At 64.7% G+C, this 17,270-nt stretch carries 16 protein-coding genes, 1 tRNA gene and 1 pseudogene; 5 read left to right on the plus strand and 13 right to left on the minus strand.

Annotated elements, in window-relative coordinates; translation table 11 throughout:
- The 7 genes from VLR48_RS15020 to VLR48_RS15045 all read right to left on the minus strand — a co-directional run.
- A partial coding sequence (locus VLR48_RS15020) for an HAD-IC family P-type ATPase (protein ID WP_325292569.1) occupies positions 1–1,294 on the minus strand: 1,294 nt, incomplete at its 3' end.
- Positions 1,291–3,000 carry a potassium-transporting ATPase subunit KdpA gene (gene kdpA, locus VLR48_RS15025; protein WP_325292570.1) on the minus strand — a complete coding sequence of 570 codons (1,710 nt, stop codon included), beginning with the start codon at positions 2,998–3,000 and terminating at the stop codon, positions 1,291–1,293. The genes kdpA and VLR48_RS15020, both read right to left, overlap by 4 nt.
- A 92-nt stretch (positions 3,001–3,092) precedes the next feature.
- Positions 3,093–3,173: a K(+)-transporting ATPase subunit F gene (gene kdpF, locus VLR48_RS20310; protein ID WP_363928884.1), complete on the minus strand. Its 81-nt coding sequence runs from the start codon at positions 3,171–3,173 to the stop codon at positions 3,093–3,095.
- A 107-nt stretch (positions 3,174–3,280) separates the two neighbouring features.
- Positions 3,281–3,958, minus strand: coding sequence for a type 1 glutamine amidotransferase (locus tag VLR48_RS15030; RefSeq protein WP_325292571.1), 678 nt, complete (start codon positions 3,956–3,958; stop codon positions 3,281–3,283).
- Positions 3,940–4,920: an amidoligase family protein gene (locus VLR48_RS15035; RefSeq protein ID WP_325292572.1), complete on the minus strand. Its 981-nt coding sequence runs from the start codon at positions 4,918–4,920 to the stop codon at positions 3,940–3,942. Before VLR48_RS15035 ends, VLR48_RS15030 begins: the two co-directional genes overlap by 19 nt.
- A 51-nt stretch (positions 4,921–4,971) precedes the next feature.
- Positions 4,972–5,226, minus strand: a complete 255-nt coding sequence (locus tag VLR48_RS15040) for a hypothetical protein (protein ID WP_325292573.1) — start codon at positions 5,224–5,226, stop codon at positions 4,972–4,974.
- A gap of 1 nt (position 5,227) precedes the next feature.
- Positions 5,228–5,737, minus strand: a complete 510-nt coding sequence (locus VLR48_RS15045; protein WP_325292574.1) for a hypothetical protein — start codon at positions 5,735–5,737, stop codon at positions 5,228–5,230.
- Between the two features lie 295 nt (positions 5,738–6,032).
- On the opposite strand from VLR48_RS15045, the gene VLR48_RS15050 reads away from it, so the two are divergent.
- On the plus strand, positions 6,033–8,291 hold the full coding sequence (locus tag VLR48_RS15050; protein WP_325292575.1) for an ATP-dependent helicase: 2,259 nt from the start codon (positions 6,033–6,035) through the stop codon (positions 8,289–8,291).
- 20 nt (positions 8,292–8,311) lie between these two features.
- On the opposite strand, the gene VLR48_RS15055 is transcribed toward VLR48_RS15050, so the two are convergent.
- The 5 genes from VLR48_RS15055 to soxX all read right to left on the minus strand — a co-directional run bounded on the left by VLR48_RS15055 (position 8,312) and on the right by soxX (position 11,149).
- Positions 8,312–8,396: transfer RNA gene (locus VLR48_RS15055), tRNA-Leu, on the minus strand.
- 123 nt (positions 8,397–8,519) lie between these two features.
- Positions 8,520–9,194, minus strand: a complete 675-nt coding sequence (locus VLR48_RS15060; protein WP_325292576.1) for a rhodanese-like domain-containing protein — start codon at positions 9,192–9,194, stop codon at positions 8,520–8,522.
- 67 nt (positions 9,195–9,261) lie between these two features.
- Positions 9,262–9,813, minus strand: coding sequence for a hypothetical protein (locus tag VLR48_RS15065; protein ID WP_325292577.1), 552 nt, complete (start codon positions 9,811–9,813; stop codon positions 9,262–9,264).
- Positions 9,814–9,902: 89 nt separating this feature from the next.
- Positions 9,903–10,742 carry a sulfur oxidation c-type cytochrome SoxA gene (gene soxA / locus VLR48_RS15070; protein ID WP_325292578.1) on the minus strand — a complete coding sequence of 280 codons (840 nt, stop codon included), beginning with the start codon at positions 10,740–10,742 and terminating at the stop codon, positions 9,903–9,905.
- A 26-nt stretch (positions 10,743–10,768) separates the two neighbouring features.
- The gene (gene soxX / locus VLR48_RS15075) at positions 10,769–11,149 is read right to left on the minus strand and encodes a sulfur oxidation c-type cytochrome SoxX (protein ID WP_325292579.1); all 381 of its coding nucleotides are present in this window, start codon (positions 11,147–11,149) and stop codon (positions 10,769–10,771) included.
- Between the two features lie 337 nt (positions 11,150–11,486).
- Here soxX and soxB point away from each other — a divergent pair, with 337 nt between their 5' ends.
- From soxB to VLR48_RS15095, 4 genes are all read left to right on the plus strand, one after another.
- Positions 11,487–13,265, plus strand: a complete 1,779-nt coding sequence (gene soxB / locus VLR48_RS15080) for a thiosulfohydrolase SoxB (RefSeq protein ID WP_325292580.1) — start codon at positions 11,487–11,489, stop codon at positions 13,263–13,265.
- 406 nt (positions 13,266–13,671) lie between these two features.
- Positions 13,672–13,980 (plus strand): DUF485 domain-containing protein, encoded by a 309-nt coding sequence (locus VLR48_RS15085; protein WP_325292581.1) that lies wholly within the window; start codon positions 13,672–13,674, stop codon positions 13,978–13,980.
- Positions 13,977–15,710: a cation acetate symporter gene (locus tag VLR48_RS15090; RefSeq protein WP_325292582.1), complete on the plus strand. Its 1,734-nt coding sequence runs from the start codon at positions 13,977–13,979 to the stop codon at positions 15,708–15,710. The genes VLR48_RS15085 and VLR48_RS15090 overlap by 4 nt, the downstream gene beginning before the upstream one ends.
- 192 nt (positions 15,711–15,902) lie before the next feature.
- Entirely contained in the window at positions 15,903–17,054 is a 1,152-nt protein-coding gene (locus VLR48_RS15095; RefSeq protein WP_325292583.1) for a cysteine desulfurase family protein, read from the plus strand.
- Between the two features lie 27 nt (positions 17,055–17,081).
- On the opposite strand, the pseudogene VLR48_RS15100 reads toward VLR48_RS15095, so the two are convergent.
- Positions 17,082–17,270, minus strand: a pseudogene (locus VLR48_RS15100) (hypothetical protein); the annotation flags it as partial.

Consider the following 17,270-nt stretch of genomic DNA (forward strand, 5'->3'; position numbering starts at 1 on the left):
CGACCCGGGTCGTCTCCTCCGGATAGATGCCCCCGTTCTCGGTGACGAAGCGCCGGATTGCATCCGGCGCACCCTTGCGGATGCGCCCGCCGTCGGGCCGATCGATCCCGGAGAGCCGGGTGCGCGCCGAGAAGGGCACGAAGCGGTCATCGACCCCGGCCGCCGCGCTCGCCCCGCGCTCGCGGGCGAGGGCGACGATGGATTTGCCCTCCGGGGTCGGGTCGGCAAACGAGGCGAGCAGCGCGGCATCGCGTAGCCGCGTCTCGGTCGTCTCCCCGACGGGGCGGAAATCCGTGGCATGGCGATCGCCGTAGGTGACGGTGCCCGTCTTGTCGAGCAGGAGGGTGTCGATGTTGCCCGCGACCTCCACCGCCTTGCCCGATTTGGCGACCAGATTGGCCCGCATCGCGCGGTCCATGCCGGCGATGCCGATCGCCGGCAGCAGTCCGCCGATCGTGGTCGGGATGAGACACACCAGCAGGGCCACCAGGACGGTCGGCGACACCTCGGTGCCGACGAACCGGGCAAAGGGCAGCAGGGTGGCGACCACGATCAGGAAGACCAGGGTCAGCGCCGTCAGCAGCACGGTCAGCGCAATCTCGTTCGGCGTCTTCTGCCGCTTCGCCCCCTCGACCAAGGCGATCATGCGATCGAGCAGGGTCTGCCCGAAGACGGCCGTGACCTCGATCAGGATGACATCCGAGAGGACCTTGGTCCCGGCCGTGACCCCGCTGTTGTCGGTCCCGGCCTCGCGCAGCACTGGCGCGGACTCGCCGGTAACGGCCGACTCGTTGATGCTCGCCGCCCCTTCGACGATCTCGCCGTCAGCCGGGATCAGCTCCCCGGCGCGCACCCGGATCCGATCGCCGATGCACAGATCCCGGGCGGGGACCTGCTCCTCGCGCTCGCCCGCGAGTCGGTTGGCGAACAGGTGGTCTCGGGTGGAGCGCAGGCTGTCGGCTTGGGCGCGACCGCGTGCCTCCGCCAGCGCCTCGGCGGCGTTGGCGAAGAGCAGGGTGAAGAGGAGCGTCGTGGCGATCGCCAGATCGAATCCGAAGGGACGACCGTCCAGCAGTGCCTCGCCGGTCAGCCAGAGCGTCACCAGGGTACCGGCTCCGACCACGAACATCACCGGGTTGCGTGCCAGGGAGCGCGGATCCAGCCGTCGGATTGCCTGACCGGCGAGCCGGATGAGGCTGCGGCCGGTCAAGGGGGCAAAGCGGGCTCGGGGCTTGCGCGATCTGCGCAGGACGGCGGCCATGGTGTCGTCCGGCTGCCGCGACAGGCTGCTCATGGCACGGGCGTCCACTGCTCGGCCAAGGGACCGAGGGCGAGTGCCGGAAAGAAGCTCAAGAGTGCGAACATCAGGATCACCCCCAAGGTGAGGACCGCAAAGGTGGGTGTAGCCACGTTCAGGCTGCCAGAGGTGGTCGGCGCGACCCGCTTCCCGGCCATAGCGGCGGCAATCGCGAGCGGGGCCAGGATGGGAATAAAGCGGGCGAGGATCAGGGCGAGCGCGCAGCTCAGGTTCCACCAGGGCGTGTCGTCGCCCAAGCCTTCGAAGCCCGAGCCGTTGTTCGCATAGGCCGAGGTGTATTCGTAGAGGACCTGGCTCAAACCGTGGAAACCGGGGTTGGAGGTCTGTGCCAAGCCGGGAACCGAGACCGCGACCGCGCTCAGCGACAGAATCAAGAGCGGCTGCAACAAGAGCGCGATCGAGATCAGCTTCATCTCCCTCGCCTCGATGGGTCGGCCGAGGAATTCGGGTGATCGCCCCACCATCAAGCTCCCGAGAAAGGCAGCGAGCAGAAGAAACAGCAGATAGTTGATCAGACCGACCCCGACCCCGCCGAAGGTCGCATTGATGAACATGCCCATCAAGGTCGCGAGTCCGCCCAAAGGATTGAACGAATCATGCATGCCGCTGACCGAACCGTTCGACGTCTGGGTGGTCAGGCTGCCCCAGAGCGCCGTGGCCGTCGCACCGAAGCGGACCTCTTTTCCTTCCAGGTTCGGCCCCTCCGCGGCGAGACCGACGAAGGCTGCATTCGGCTGGTTCTCCGACCAGATCGCGAGCCCGGACAAAGCCGCCGAGAGCACCAGCATGACCGCGAAGATCGACAGGACCAGGCGTCGTTGCCCGGTCAGATAGGCTGCCATGACCAAGAGGGCGACCGGAATGAGCAGGATCGCGACCGTCTCGACGAGATTTGAAACAGGCATCGGATTCTCCAGCGGCACCGCGCTGTTGGCGCCGTACCAGCCGCCGCCGTTGGTCCCGAGCTGCTTGATCGCGACCATCGGCGCGACCGGTCCGATCGGGATGCGCTGCTCGGCGAGCGCGGCGCTCGCGTCCAGGGGCGTGACCACGCGCGCCCCCTCGAAGCTGCTCGGGACACCCTGCCAGGCAAGCAGCAACGCCGTCAGAAAGGCCAACGGCAGGAGCAGCCGCACAATGGTACGCACCAGATCGACATGGAAGTGCCCGACCGCGACCTCGCCCGATGCCGTTCTCGCCTGCGCGCTCTCCGGCCCGAGCAGGGTGCGCAGGATGGCAACCAGCGCCGCGATCCCCGCCGCCGGCGTGATCACCTGCATGGCGACGACGGCGAAGAGCTGTGCGAAATAGGACAGCTGCGCCTGACCCGCATAATGCTGCTGGTTGGTGTTGGTGATGAAGGCGGCCGTGGTATGGAGCGCCAGGTCCCAGTCCATGCCGGGGATGCCGTCCGGGTTGATCGGCAGCCAGCCTTGCAGCATGAGGATCGCAAAGGCGATCAAGGCAATGACCAGATGCAGCGCGAGCAGCGCCTTGCCGTAGGCGACCCAGCCCATCCGGGCGGCAGGATCGATCCCCATGGTGCGGTAGAGGATGCGCTCCAGGGGGCCGAACACGCGATCCAGCGGGGTGGGCGTGGATGAATGCACCAACGCCAGGTAGCGTCCCAGGGGCCAAGCCAGGAGCAAGACGAGGGCGTAGACCAAGAACACCTCGTTCATAGCCGGTCCACCCAGTCGATGAAAAGGAAACAGAGCCCGAAAAGGCTCAGAAGGATAACGACGCCGAGGATCGCCATGATCATCATCACGGGCTAAAACCGCTCGGGATGGATCAGGGCAAACAGCAGGTAGCCCGCGAGGGCGACGACGATGAGGAGAAGGGCGGTATCCATCGAAGACCGGTCTCGTGTGATGCTCCTTGGATACGCAGTCTAGGAAGGCGGGGCGTCAAGGCGCTATGTGACCCGGCGGGCTTCGGCGTAAAGTCTTCGTAAATCCTTCACGCCAAAGCGCGTGCATGTCCGACGAGCGTGCGGAACAGGGCGCGCTGACGCGGCAGGTAGATCAGGAGCTCCGGATGCCATTGCACGCCGACCAAAAAGTCGGCCTGTGGATCTTCGATCGCCTGGACGATGCCGTCGAGATCTCGACCGCTGACGCGCAAACCGTCCCCGAGTCGATCGATGGCCTGATTGTGCAGGCTGTTGATGTGCCGACGACCGGGGCCCAGAAGCCGGCAGATCACCGTGGCCGCATCATCCACGCAGAGGGTTTTCAGCGGAAGGACGGTCCAGCGATGAGATGTCTTGTAGCGCTTCGAGCGCAGGTCTTGAAACAAGGATCCGCCGCGGCAGACATTGAGCAATTGCGCACCTCGGCAGATCCCGAGCAAGGGCAAACGGCGGTCGAGCGCATCCTGGATCACCTCGGTTTCGAGCGCGTCGCGCGCCCGGTCGTAATTCGGCTCGACCTCGGGCTCGGCGGCATAGAGCACCGGCTCGACATCATGACCGCCCGTCACCACCACGCCCTGATAGGTCAAAGACTTCGGGGCGTCGCCCGGGCGAACCTGCAGGGGCCGACCGCCGTAGAGTCGCACCGCGAGTGCGACCAGCAGACGAGGGCCGAAGGCGCCGCGCGTCGGTCCGGTGATCGCGATTAAGGGCGCTCGAGCCACTCGGTCTCCAGAACGTCTTTCCACGCCTCGAGCCAGCGCTCGAGCGGGCGATCGAGGAAGGCGAGATAGGCCGCGCAGCAGCCGTTCAGACGCGCCGTATCGGCGGCCAATCGTTCCACCTCCACCCAGTCGTTCCAGGCGAGATACAAGCCCCAGTTCGGTTTGTGGATCTCGCAATCGGGCAGGCGGTAATGAAAGGTGGGTCGCGGCTTCACGAGCGGATCGTCCGTGACCTTGCGCACACGCTCTTCGTCGAGAAAGAGAAACAGCGGCAGCATGTCGAGCATGCGGTTGCGGGTAGGGTTGTCGGCAAGGTAGTCGTCGATCAGCATCGAAAGATCGGGCCGGTAATCGGGTGCGATCACCTTGCGGGTATAGACCTGCGGGAAGGGATCGACATAGCTTGTGACCCTTCGCGCGAGATTGATGTCCGCACGCGCGACCAGCCAGTCGGACAAACACAGGAACGCCTTTACATAGGCCGTGATGGTGTCCGGATAGGTGTCGGGCACCTCCGGATTGAACTGCATGCCGAAGGCGTTGACGAGACTGTCGGAGGTGCCTTTGGCGCCCGCCTCGCGCAGACGAACGATGAGCCCTTCGACCTCCCCGAGCCGATCCAGCGGCAGCGGCGGGCCGACCACCTCGACGGGAACGATCGCCTCGGCGGCCCAGGCGAGCGCACCTTCGGCGGCCAGAGCCATCTCTCCCTCCAAGGTGTCCTCGGCGTGGGCCTCGCGGCCGAGCCGTTTGAGCAGGTCGTAGTCCAGCTCGACGACCCAGTCGCCCGCCGAATCGCCCTCTAGCACGCGCTCGTAACGCCCGCGCGATCGAATCTCGAGGCCAAAGAAGCCGGCCACACACTCGGCCAGGGCATCGATCCCAAGCCCGCTCATCTCCAGCTCGACACCGACCCGCCGCATCTTGCCCTCGGCGTTTTCCAGCCACGGCGGCTGTTTCAACGCGTTCGCACCATCACCTTGCGCTCCACGAATCGTCATTGCCATTCCCCCCTATGGATCCCGGTCCCCCGTTCGATCCGGCCCTGTGCAATCCCCGAGGTCCGTCCCCGTCGCGGCCAGAACCGCTTCGATCGCGGCGACGACCGTCTCGGGGCGATCCTCCTGGATGAAATGTCCGCTGCCTTGCGCAATGCGCAGCTCGCCCTGCGGTGAAAGCGCGGCCGTCCCGCGTTGGATCTCGAGCCACAGGGCTTCCCGCTCGGCGGTATCCTGATGGTCGGACGCCGCCAGGACGATCAGCGGCACATCAGGGAAGTCCGGACCCTGCTGCAGTGCCGCGAGGCTCTCGGCGATGCCCGCCGCTTCCCACGCGGAAGGCGTCCCGGGCGTGGGTGGCTGCGTCGAGACAAAAACGCCCTCGGGTTCGAGCGGGCTCGACGCGCACGGCGGGTTTGTCGTCGTCGGGAGGACCGGCCACCGGCGAGCCGGCTTTCCACGTCAGCAGGCGATAGCCCCCCTCGGGCATCGGGCGCAGCAGACCGATCCAGCCTTTACCCCAATCGATGCGAGCGGATCCGTCCTCGCTCGTCCAAGTTCCGGCGCCCCGGTAGTCGCCGATCTGCTCGGTGGCGACACCGTCCGGCAAGAGTCCGATCACGATCGGGGTATCCGGACGCGACAGACTCGGCGCGGACCAGGTGCCCTCGAACGTGTCTGTAGCGCCGACGGCTGTGGAGAAGAGCAGCAAGAGGAGTGCAGGGACGGGGTGAAACATCGGGCGCATCGCGGTCAGGTTCTCGTGAAAGCGAGTTCGCATCTTACTCAATGTCGGCGCATGCCGCCCCGGGCTTTCTCTCCTCGACATGACATACCGTGATGGGAGGCGGCGTCGGATCTTTCTCGATCGACGTCGGTGCCCACCACGGCGGAGGCGGACGCGTTGTGCACAATCCCTGTGGCCGGTCGTGTGGATAACCTGTGCTCGAGGGGGTTAAGCGCCGGGCAGGGAAGGGCGGAATGCCGACCGGTCGAAGAATGCCCGGGTCGGAACACCACAGGGTCGCCGCTGAGATATCCTATCGGTGATATCTGCGACGAACCCCTGCGACTGCATGCGCTACACCGACGAACAACTCCGAGCCATCGAGCACGCCGGCGGCCATTCGCTCACCTTTGCGGTCGCGGGTTCAGGCAAGACGCAGATGCTGATCGGGCGGGTGCGCTTTCTCCTGGAGCAGGGGGTTCCCCCCGAGCGCATCCGCGTACTGGCCTTCAACAAGGCCGCCGCACGCGAGATCAAAGAGCGCCTGGCCTCTGCCTTGCCGGTGTCGTTTCAAGCCCCGAAGGTCTCGACCTTCCACAGTCTCGGGCTGAGCCTGATCGCACTCTTCGAGCGACACGGGCTCCTGCCGCGCCTGCGTTTGGAGGAGAACGAGGGTGTCGAGAAGCGGCTCGTACGCGAGGCGGCCTTGGCGGCGATCAAGGAGGAGCACGCCGACGACTACCCGAGCCAAGACGATCTGGAAGCCTTTCGCATCTTTATCGGTCTGGTGAAGTCGGACATCCGCACGCCGCGGGACGCCTTCAAAGCCTTCCGGATACCGAGCAACTACGGCTATTTCATCCGCGCCTTCGATCGCTTCGAGACCGCCCGCAAGCGGGCCGGTCTGCGCTTCTTCGCGGACCTCCTGTCCGAGCCTGCGACGCTCATGATGACGCACCCGGACGCGCTCGCGCTGGTGACCAATAAGCTCGACGTGGTGGTCGTGGACGAGTTTCAAGATGTCAGTCGCATCCAGGTCGAGCTGCTCGTCCGGTTGATCGGGACACGCGCGACCTTGAACGCCGTCGGCGACGACTCCCAATGCATCTACGTCTGGCGCGGATCCCGTCCGGAGTTCATGGGCGAGGACTTCGAGCACTTTTTTCCCGGTGTCACCCGTTACACCTTGTCGAAGACCTTTCGCTTCGGGCATCGGGTCTCGCTCGCCGCCGGCATGCTGATCGAGAACAACCGCAACCGGGTGCCGACCCTCTGCGTTTCGGCGCTTTCCACGCCGGACACCGGGATCGACGTGGTTCGCGGCGAGGCCGCGGGCGATCAGTCCGCGGTCGTCGACGTCATTGAACGCTGGTGTGGCGACGGTCGCCGTCCGGGCGAGTGTGCCGTGCTCGCGCGACTCTGGGCGCAGACCTTGGGGCTCGAGCTCGCCCTCATGGATCGCGGGATTCCCTACTTCAAGCCGAAGGGCGACCTCTTGACCGACCGCGACGTCGTCGGACTTCTCGGCTGGCTGCGGCTCGCCGATGGCTCACTCTTTGCGGATGCGCGCGCGCCCGAGATCATCGGCGCGATGCTGACGACCCCCACGCTGTGGCTTCCCGCAAAGACCGTCGCCGATCTCGCCGAGTCGATCGCCCGACAGCCCGAACGCGCGCGCACGCGGTTGCTCGAGGTGGCGACTCAGACGCGCAAGCCTTACCTGGCGGCCAAAATTCGCGCTCGCGCCGACCTCTGGAGCGAGGTCCCGAGCTGGAGCGGGCTGCCTGCCGCCGAGGCACTGCGGCTGTACGCCTTACGGACCGATCTGACCGAGTCCTTCGCACGATCCGCGAGCAGGGACGCGGCAACCGAGAAAGAGATCGCCTATCGGACCCTGCTCGGAGCGGCGCTGCGTACCCGTGCGTCGGTCGGCGGCTTTCTCGCGCATTTGGACGCGCTGCGCCCGGCGAGCCGGCGCGAGGCGGCCGGCCGCGACGTGATCCTGCTCTCCACGATTCACCAAGCGAAGGGGTTGGAGTGGCCGCTAGTCATCGCCGCCGGACTCGAGGAAGGCCAGTTCCCGTCGGATCGATCCGATCCCGAAGAGGAACGACGCCTTGCTTACGTAGCCTTCACCCGCGCCAAGGAGCGGCTGGTCCTCGTCATCCCGCCCGACGAGCGCTTCGATGCGGCATGGCAAGGCCGCGCGTCGCGAGGCCCCGGGAGCTCGCGCACGCCGGCCAGCCGGTTTGTCTTCGAGGCGCGACTGCGAACCGCGGTGTCGGTCGGGGGTGTCGTGTCCAAACGGCTGTCGGGAACCGATCCGCAGGCCAAACTTCCCGATGCACCCGCCGAAGCGAGCGCTCTGCTGAATCGCTATCTGGAGGCGGTCGGCATCCCGGATCGCTATGCCGTGCCCAAAGCGCACCCCGCGGCGTCGAGCGGGGATGGCTCGCCGCTTTGGGCGGTCAATGATCGGATCCGGCATCGGGTGTTCGGCGAGGGGCGCATCGTGCGCGTGCGCGAGAAGGACGTTCTCGATATCGACTTCGCCGGAAAGCGTCGCTCGATCAAGCTCGGCATCGTCGTTCTGGAGCGGATCGAATGATCCAAGTCCCTGCTATGGTTTGGTGCGCGAGGGGGGACTCGAACCCCCACGGATTGCTCCGCTGGAACCTAAATCCAGTGCGTCTACCAGTTCCGCCACCCGCGCGCGCCGCTATTCTACTGCGGATCCGACGAGAGGGTTAACTTTGAGGAAAACGACGAAAGGCGCCCGAAGGCGCCTTTCGCGTGATGTCGCCGGTAGCCCCCGAGGGCCGAGCGGCGATGCCGTTCAGGGCTTGACGGTCGTCAGGCCGACGCTGACCCAGTCCTGCATTCCGCCGCGATACCACTTGAGCTTATGCACCGGATAGCCGAGATCCACGAGGGTCTTGATGTTCTCGGTGGACTGTCCGCACCAGATGCCGTTGCAGAAGAGGACGAGGGTCCTGGCGTTGGTGAAGTCCCAAGCGTTCTTCTCGGCGTCGAAGCGACCGCCGAACTCGTCTCCGAGGATCTGCTGGAAGTCTTCGGCTTGCTCGGGCGTTTCGAAGGTTCCGGCGGCATCCGAGCTGATCTTGTTCCAGGGGATATTGATCGCGCCGGGGATGGTCCCGCGCATGACCCAGTCGGGGGTGCGGGAGTCGACGACGAGGATGCTGTCGTCACCCTTGGACTTGCGGTTCAGGTACTCGAGCATTTCCAGCTCGCCGATGGTGCCGACGCCGGGGAGGGCGACGATCGGTTGCACGCAGAAGGGGGGGCAGCCGCGATCGGTCTTCTGGAACATCGCCGGAAGAGTCGCGTCGCGGTCGTGACCGCGCTGAATGGTCACGGTCTGGCCGTTGTGGATGACATCCATGCTCTCGATGGTCGCCGAGATCCGGTTGTCGGCAGCGAGCAGGGCGCCGGGCAAGGCGCTTGCGAGCACGATCCAGAGTGTTGCAGTGGTGGTCTGTTTCAGCATCGATGGTCTCCTTAATCCGATTTAAGAGGGTCGGCCTTCACGGGTCTGATGCGACCCGGTTATCCCGTCACTGCGGTTTCTTCACGTAAGTGGGGAAGGTCGCCCCTTTCTGGCCGACGGCTTGCTCGTAGCCCATCTCTCCTTGACGCCGTGCCTTCTCGGCCAGAGCGATCGCCTTAGTGAAATCGCCCGACTTGGCGAGTTCCCGCGCCTCTTTGAGGAACTTGCCGGTATCGCGCCACTCGCCCCGGACCGAGCTTGCCTTCTTGCGCGCGGCCTCGGCTGCGGCGATGGCCTCTTCGGCTTGTTTCGCCGCGCCGGCATCGACGGTGCCGCCTTTCGCCTGCTCGACGGCGAAGGTGTCTTGCTTCATCGCCTTGAGGGCCAGCTCGCGGGCCTTGGTGAATTGGCGATCGGGCATGATAGCCTCCGCCTCTTTGATCATCGAAGCGGTTTCCTCGGATGCGACACCAGCTGTCTGCGCAGCGGCGTGTGCCGCCTTGGCCTCTTCGATCGCCTGCTCGGCTTCGGATCTGTAGGTTGCCCATGCGCTGGTGACGGGCAGGGCGACCAAAAGGCCGCCGATGATGATCGTTCTGATTACACTGCGAATCGACATCGTGTTGAAACTCCTCTCGTGCGCTCTCCAAAGGGCGCGCCGCCGGGGCGCGCCCTCATGCCTTTAGTGGTCGGCGTTATTGGCGTGCGTTACTTGCGTGAACCGGGGCCATTGAGCTCCAGGCCGTTGTTCAAGTAGGTCATGAAGAATTCGAGGTTACGATACTCCTCGCCCTGTAGCGGGAAGGGCGCCGCGCGCACCTGCTCGTTGCAGCCTTCGTAGCGGCGATGCAGCGTGCCCATCTCGCCCCACTTCGAGCGATAGACCGGCCAGTGCGTGGTGTGACCGAAGGCCGGGCTCAGAATCTCTGTGCGCAGGGACGTACCCGAGTTGCCGAAGTGGCAATGGCTGCAGGAGAAGTTGAACTGACCGCGCCGTGCGAAGTAAAACTCCTTCCCTGCCTCGTAGGCCGCGAGCGCGCGGGGGTCGTCCGCCGGAATTTCCACATTCGTGACCTGACCGCGGGACTCGTAGGCCATATAGGCCGTGATGTCCGCCATCGGACCCTTCGAGTAACCGAGCGGCTTCTCTCCGTTGGCTTCGCGACACTCGTTGATGGCAAGCGGCAGGGTGATGACCATGCCGCGCTCCTTGTCCCAGTAGGGATACTTGCCGGCGATCGCCGGACCATCCGGGAAGCACTCTGCGTAGGTCTTGCCATTGGCGAACGGGGTGTTCCACATTTCCTCGCCGGCAGTGAGTGCGTTCTCGTACGGCGGGAATTCCTCGATCGCCTCCCAATTCTCCCGCCCGACCGGGTCAATGGCGTAGACGCCGTTGGCGAACTCCTGAAGGGGTACACTCGGGAAACGCTCGGTGAAATAGGCTTGAAAGATCGCCTTGTCCTCCTCGGGCGTCGAGGCGAAGGCCGGGGCGGCGAGCGAGCAGGCGAGACCCAGCGCAGTGATAGACAACAATAGCTTTGACATTGTTTGCTTGTCTCCGATGGGGACTCTTAGAGGTTCCAGACGTATTCGACGACGTCCGCGAATTCCTTGTTGGTCAGGATCTCGTGCCTACCGAACGGCGGCATGGCGGCCTCGGGCGCCTTGACGGTCGCGTCCCAGATCTGGCGGGCGAGGGCTTCCTTGCTTGGATAGCGGGTCTGCATGGCGATCAAGGCCGGGCCGATGGCTCCGGGGCTCTCGGCGCCGACGATCATATGGCAGGCAACGCAATTGCCCTTGCTGTTGTCTTCGGCAAGGGCTTTTCCGGCCACGGCATCGCCGTTGAGGTCCATTTCAGGCATATCGACCGCCGCAGCGACGACGGCAAGTGTGGATAATCCAAGGCCAAGAGCGATCGCGCTCGCTCGGATCGGGCGTAGGGACAGCATGGGTGTAGCCTCCTAAGGTCTCTGCTGTAACGACGTGGGCTCGGAGTTGCTCCGGTCCCTGATTTCTTGTCTGATCTCCGCGTCGTCGCGCGGTCTTCCCGCGGTCGTTCGTTGACGCCGCGATGTTCTGTCGGACGAATCCTAACACGTCGAATTGAAAATGTCCGACTCCCAAGGTGCGACGCGGAACGACTTGTAGGAAAGCGACAATCTGACCCGCTGAGGGCTCGGCGATGGCGTTCGCGACCCATGACCGGGCATACTAGTCGGGATTCACCACGCCGTCGGCCTCAGTGGCAGGGGGCGCACTTGCAGCCAAACGGAGGACTAAGAACCAATGTCACTATCAAGACGTGAATTCATGCGACTCATGGGAATCGCCGGTGCTGCCGGGATGTTCCCCTCGTCGGTCTTCGCCGCAAAGCGGATGCCGGCCGATCTTTACGAGGTGCCGAAGTTCGGCAACGTCACCCTCCTGCATATCACCGACACGCACGCGCAGTTGAACCCGGTCTATTTCCGCGAGCCGAGCGTCAATCTGGGTATCGGGCCGGCCTTCGGGCAGGCGCCGCACGTCGTGGGCGAGGCGTTCCTGAAGCACTTCGGGGTCGATCCGGGCGGCATCGAGGCGCATGCCTTCACCTTCCTCGATTTCGACGCCGGTGCGGAGAAATACGGCGCGGTCGGTGGCTTTGCCCATCTCAAGACGCTGGTGGATCGCGTCCGCACCGAGCGCGGCGACGGCAACAGCCTGTTGCTCGACGGCGGCGACACCTGGCAGGGTTCGGGGACCGCCTACTGGACCCGCGGCATGGATATGGTCGGCGCCTGTAATCTGCTCGGCGTCGACGTCATGACCGGCCACTGGGAGTTCACCTACCTCGACGAGGAGGTCATCAAGAACGTCGGCGAATTCAGGGGCGACTTCGTCGCTCAGAACGTCAAGGTGCGCGAAGAGGCGCTTTTCGACTACCGCTTCGCGGATTTCGCCGGCTTCGACGAGGACATGGGGCTGGCCTTCAAGCCCTACAGTATCAAGGAGGTCGGCGGCGTGAAGGTCGCCGTGGTCGGGCAGGCATTCCCCTACACACCGATCGCCAACCCGCAGCGCTTCATGCCGGACTGGACCTTCGGCATCGAGGACGGGCGGATGCAGGAGATCGTCGATCAGGTCCGCGAGGACGAGAAACCCGATCTGGTGGTCGTGCTGTCGCACAACGGCATGGATGTAGACCTGAAGATGGCCTCGCGCGTCACGGGCATCGACGTCATCTTCGGCGGCCACACCCACGACGGGATGCCGGCGCCGACTATCGTCGAGAACGCCTCCGGAAAGACCCTGGTGACCAACGCCGGATCCAACGGCAAATATCTGGGCGTCATGGACATGGAGGTGAAAGACGGCAAGCTGCAGGATTTCCGCTATCGCCTGCTGCCGGTTTTCTCCAACCTGCTCGAGCCGAACGCGGCGATGGTCGAGTACATCACGGGCGTGCGTGCACCCTATAAGGCCCAACTGGAAGAAGAGCTTGCGACCGCCGAGGAAACCCTGTTCCGCCGCGGCAACTTCAACGGCACCTTCGATCAGGTGATCTGCGACGCGCTGCGCAAGGTCAACGACGCCCAGATCAGCCTCTCGCCGGGCTTCCGATGGGGGACGACCGTGCTGCCGGGCCAGAAGATCACCATGGACAACGTCATGGATCAGACTTGCATCACCTACCCGGAGACCTACCGGCGCGAGATGACCGGCGCGGACATCAAGCTGATCCTCGAGGACGTCTGCGACAACCTTTTCAATCCGGATCCTTACGTCCAGCAGGGCGGTGACATGGTGCGTGTCGGCGGACTGGACTACGTCTGCGATCCGACCGCCTCCATGGGCGAGCGTATCCTGGACATGGCGCTCGACGACGGCACCAAGATCGATGCCGACAAGACCTACGTGGTTGCCGGTTGGGCGACGGTCGGTAGTCAATCGCCGGGTGAGCCGATCTGGGACACGGTCGCGACCTATCTGCGCGACATCAAGACGGTCAAGATCGAGAAGCTCAACACGCCGAAACTCAAGAACGTCGCGGGCAATCCGGGCATCGCGGATTATCCGTTCATGTAGATCCGTAGCTCAACGCTGCGCGCCGCTCGCCTTCGGCCCGCGGCGGATCGCCCGTTCGGGGGTCCGTCTCGGGCCGGATCTTCCCTGGCCCCGGTGGCCATCCGCGTTATCCGCGGCGCCGTGACGAAGCGCGCCCTGCGCGGTCGGCTTTATCAATTCTTCGGATAGACAGAAAGAATGCATGGATCATTGACGCAACCCCGCCGGGCCAACACAATCGCGCGCTCACCGAGCCCGGCGATCGCCTGATCGAATCATCCCACCGGGGACGCTGCGCCCCTGTCCGCCGAGACCTCCCGGGTGCCGTAGGTCCGGATCTCATGCGCTGTTTTCCGATGCCGATCGATGGTGTCTGACCGGCGTGCGTCGGACGACCAAAAACAACCGCCTCCAAAGGTACCCTTAAATGAAGCAACACACGGTCGATGCCATCACGGCACATCCGCGTTATCGGGAGCTGATCGGCGCGCGCAAGCGCTTCGCTTGGACCCTGACCGCCGTCATCCTGATCATCTATTACGGGTTCATCCTCGTCATTGCCTTCCAGCCGGAATGGCTGGCCACCCCTGTGGCCGAAGGCTGGACGATGACCGTCGGCATGCCGATCGGCATCCTGATTATCCTGAGTGCCTTCATCCTCACGGGCATCTACGTGGCCCGTGCGAACGGGCAGTTCGATCGCCTCACCAAAGAGATCCAGGAGGATTTCGAATGACACGTCTCGGAATTTGGGGCGTGTTTGCTGCCCTCATGGTCCCCTTCGGAATCGCTGCCGCGCCCGCCTTGACGGGCACCGTCGTTCAGAGCAGCGTGAACGTCACGGCCATCGTCATGTTCGTCATCTTCGTCGGCGCGACCCTGGGTATCACCTATTGGGCGTCGAAGCGGACACGCTCCGCGAGTGACTTCTACACCGCCGGCGGCGGCATTACCGGCATGCAGAACGGCTTGGCCATCGCCGGCGACTTCATGTCCGCAGCCTCCTTCCTGGGTATCTCCGGATTGGTCTTCGCGACCGGGTACGACGGATTGATCTATTCCATCGGCTTCCTGGTCGGCTGGCCGGTGATCATGTTCCTCATGGCCGAGCAGATCCGCAACCTCGGCAAGTTCACCTTCGCCGACGTGACCTCCTACCGCTTCGGTCAGACCCAGATCCGCACCATGGCGGCCATCTCGTCGTTGGTCGTCGTCGCCTTCTACCTGATCGCTCAGATGGTCGGCGCGGGCAAGCTGATTCAGTTGCTGTTCGGGCTGGACTACTGGATCGCGGTGGTTTCGGTCGGGCTCCTGATGATGACCTACGTCATCTTCGGCGGCATGACCGCGACGACCTGGGTGCAGATCATCAAGGCCGTCTTGCTGCTCTCGGGCGCGACCTTCATGGCCGTGGCCGCGCTCGCCGCCTTCAACTTCTCCCCCGAGGAGATGTTCAGACAGGCCGTGGAGATCAGCCCCAAGGGCGACGCCATCATGGGCCCCGGCTCCCTGGTGAAGGATCCGATCAACGCCATCTCCCTGGGTCTGGCCCTCATGTTCGGCACCGCCGGTCTGCCGCACATCCTGATGCGGTTCTTCACCGTGCCGAACGCCAAAGAGGCCCGCAAATCGGTCTTCTACGCCACCGGCTTTATCGGCTATTTCTACATCCTGACCTTCATCATCGGCTTCGCCGCGATCGTGCTTCTGTCTCAGAATCCGCAGTTCTTCAAGCCCGAGGCGCTTGCCGCGGACGGCTCCGTGATTCGGGATCAGTTGATCACCGGGCTGTCGGGCGGCACCAACATGGTGGCCATCAACCTGGCCGAAGCGGTCGGCGGAAACCTCTTCCTCGGCTTCATCTCGGCGGTCGCCTTCGCGACCATCCTCGCCGTGGTCGCGGGTCTGACCCTGGCCGGTGCCTCCGCAATCTCGCATGACCTCTACGCCAGCGTGATCGCGCGCGGTCGCAGCAACGAGACAACCGAGATCCGCGTCTCGCGCATCGCGACTCTGGCCCTCGGCGTGCTCGCGATCGGCCTGGGCATCGCGTTCGAATCCCAGAACGTGGCCTTTATGGTCGGTTTGGCCTTCGCGATCGCGGCGAGCGCGAACTTCCCCGTGCTGGTGGCCTCGATCTTCTGGGGCAAGATGACGACGCGCGGCGCAATGATCGGCGGTTTCGCCGGACTCATCAGCGCGGTGGGGCTCACCATAGTCTCCAAGGCGGTGTGGGGCGACGTGCTTGGCTTTACCGCGGTCAATGCAGAGGGTGTTGCGGTTCCGGTCGGGCTGATCCCGCTCGACAACCCGGCGATCATCTCGATCCCGATCGCCTTCTTCTGCATCTGGTTCTTCTCGATCCTCGACAACTCCGAGCGCGCCAAGATCGATCGGGCGGCCTACTTCGCCCAGCGCATCCGTTGCGAAACCGGCATCGGTGCGGAGGGTGCGGCAAGCCACTAAGCACCGACGCGGTCCCGCTCCCCCCGCCGTGCGGGGGGAGACATCCACATGGCGCGGGGTGTCCGTTGACCTGCCGAGGGCAGAACAACGCACACCCCGCGTCTTGCGTATTGGCCCGGCTTGCGGCCTACTTTGTCTGGCCCCTCACGCCTCGGCCGATGTCGACAGCCAACACGCCGGAAGCCCGATACCATGCAGCCGCTCTACTTCGATACCGCCGCAACCACTGCGGTTGATCCGCACGTCATCGCGGACATGATCGATGTCCTGCGCAACGTCCCCGGCAACCCCTCTTCGACAAGCCACCCGCAAGGCCGCGACGCGGCGCAACGCGTGGAGGCCGCTCGCAGCGCGGTCGCCGCGGAGCTTGGATGCGAACCCGACGAGATCGTCTTCACGGCCGGCGCGACCGAGGCGAACAACCTCGCGCTGCGCGGCATCGCCCTGGCCTATCGCGAGCAGGGGCGCCACCTAGTCACCTCCGCGATCGAGCACAAGGCCGTCCTCGCCTGCTGCCGAGGTCTGGAGTCCGATGCTGTGGAAACCACCTACGTGAGGCCGAGCCGCGGCGGATGGGTAACGCCCGAGTCCATCGTCGCGGCCCTGCGCCCCGATACGCTGCTGGTCTCGCTGATGCACACCAACAACGAGACCGGCGTCATGCAGCCGATCGCCGAGGTCGCCGCCGCGGTCGCGGAGGCGGGCGTCCTCTTCCATGTCGATGCGGCCCAAGGCGCTGGGAAATTCGCGATCGACCTCACGCAGACGCCGATCGATCTCCTGTCGCTGTCCGCGCACAAGTTCTACGGCCCGAAGGGCGTCGGCTGTCTCGTCGTGCGCGACCGCCGTCATGTCCGGCTTCAACCGCTGATGGAGGGCGGGAGCCAGGAATACGGCCTGCGCCCCGGGACGCTCGCAACCCATCAGATCGTCGCCCTGAGCAGCGCGCTCGCCCGTGCCGCGGCGCATCGCGATCAGGATCTCCGACTCGTCACCGGGCTGAAGCAGCGTTTCCTGCAGGGTCTCGGCGAGGATCTCCGCTTCCAGATCAACGGCGACCCGGCCCGCACCTCGCCCTACATCCTCAACCTCTCCTTCGAGGGCGTCCCGAGCGACGCACTCATCAATCAGCTCGCCGCCGAGATCGCCATCGGCACCGGATCCGCGTGCTCATCCGGTGCCATCGAGCCGTCTCACGTCCTGCGCGCGATGGGGGTCGGGGAGCGTGCGCTTTACGGAGCCGTTCGCATCAGTTTCGGCCGAGACCACACCCGGGCCGAGATCGACCAAGCGGTCGCCTCCGTTCGACAGGCTATCGCCCGGATTCGAGCCTTGGGGGTTTGAGCCGAGCCTGACGACGCGGAAATCGCCTCAATCCTCGCCATGGGGGGAAGGCGCCGCAAAGATCGTGAGTTTGAGCTCGGCATCATTGATCAGCCTGAATTCCGGTCTCTTTCCGGACAACCTCTCGCTTTCGATCAGAATGATCGGCACACCTTCTCCACGCTTATCCATGATGAAGCTCCGCTGACTGCCGATGGCGTTGACATTCATCGGGCA

Origin of the sequence: Thiocapsa sp., from assembly GCF_035467215.1 — a bacterium.
Taxonomy (GTDB): Bacteria; Pseudomonadota; Gammaproteobacteria; order Chromatiales; family Chromatiaceae; genus Thiocapsa.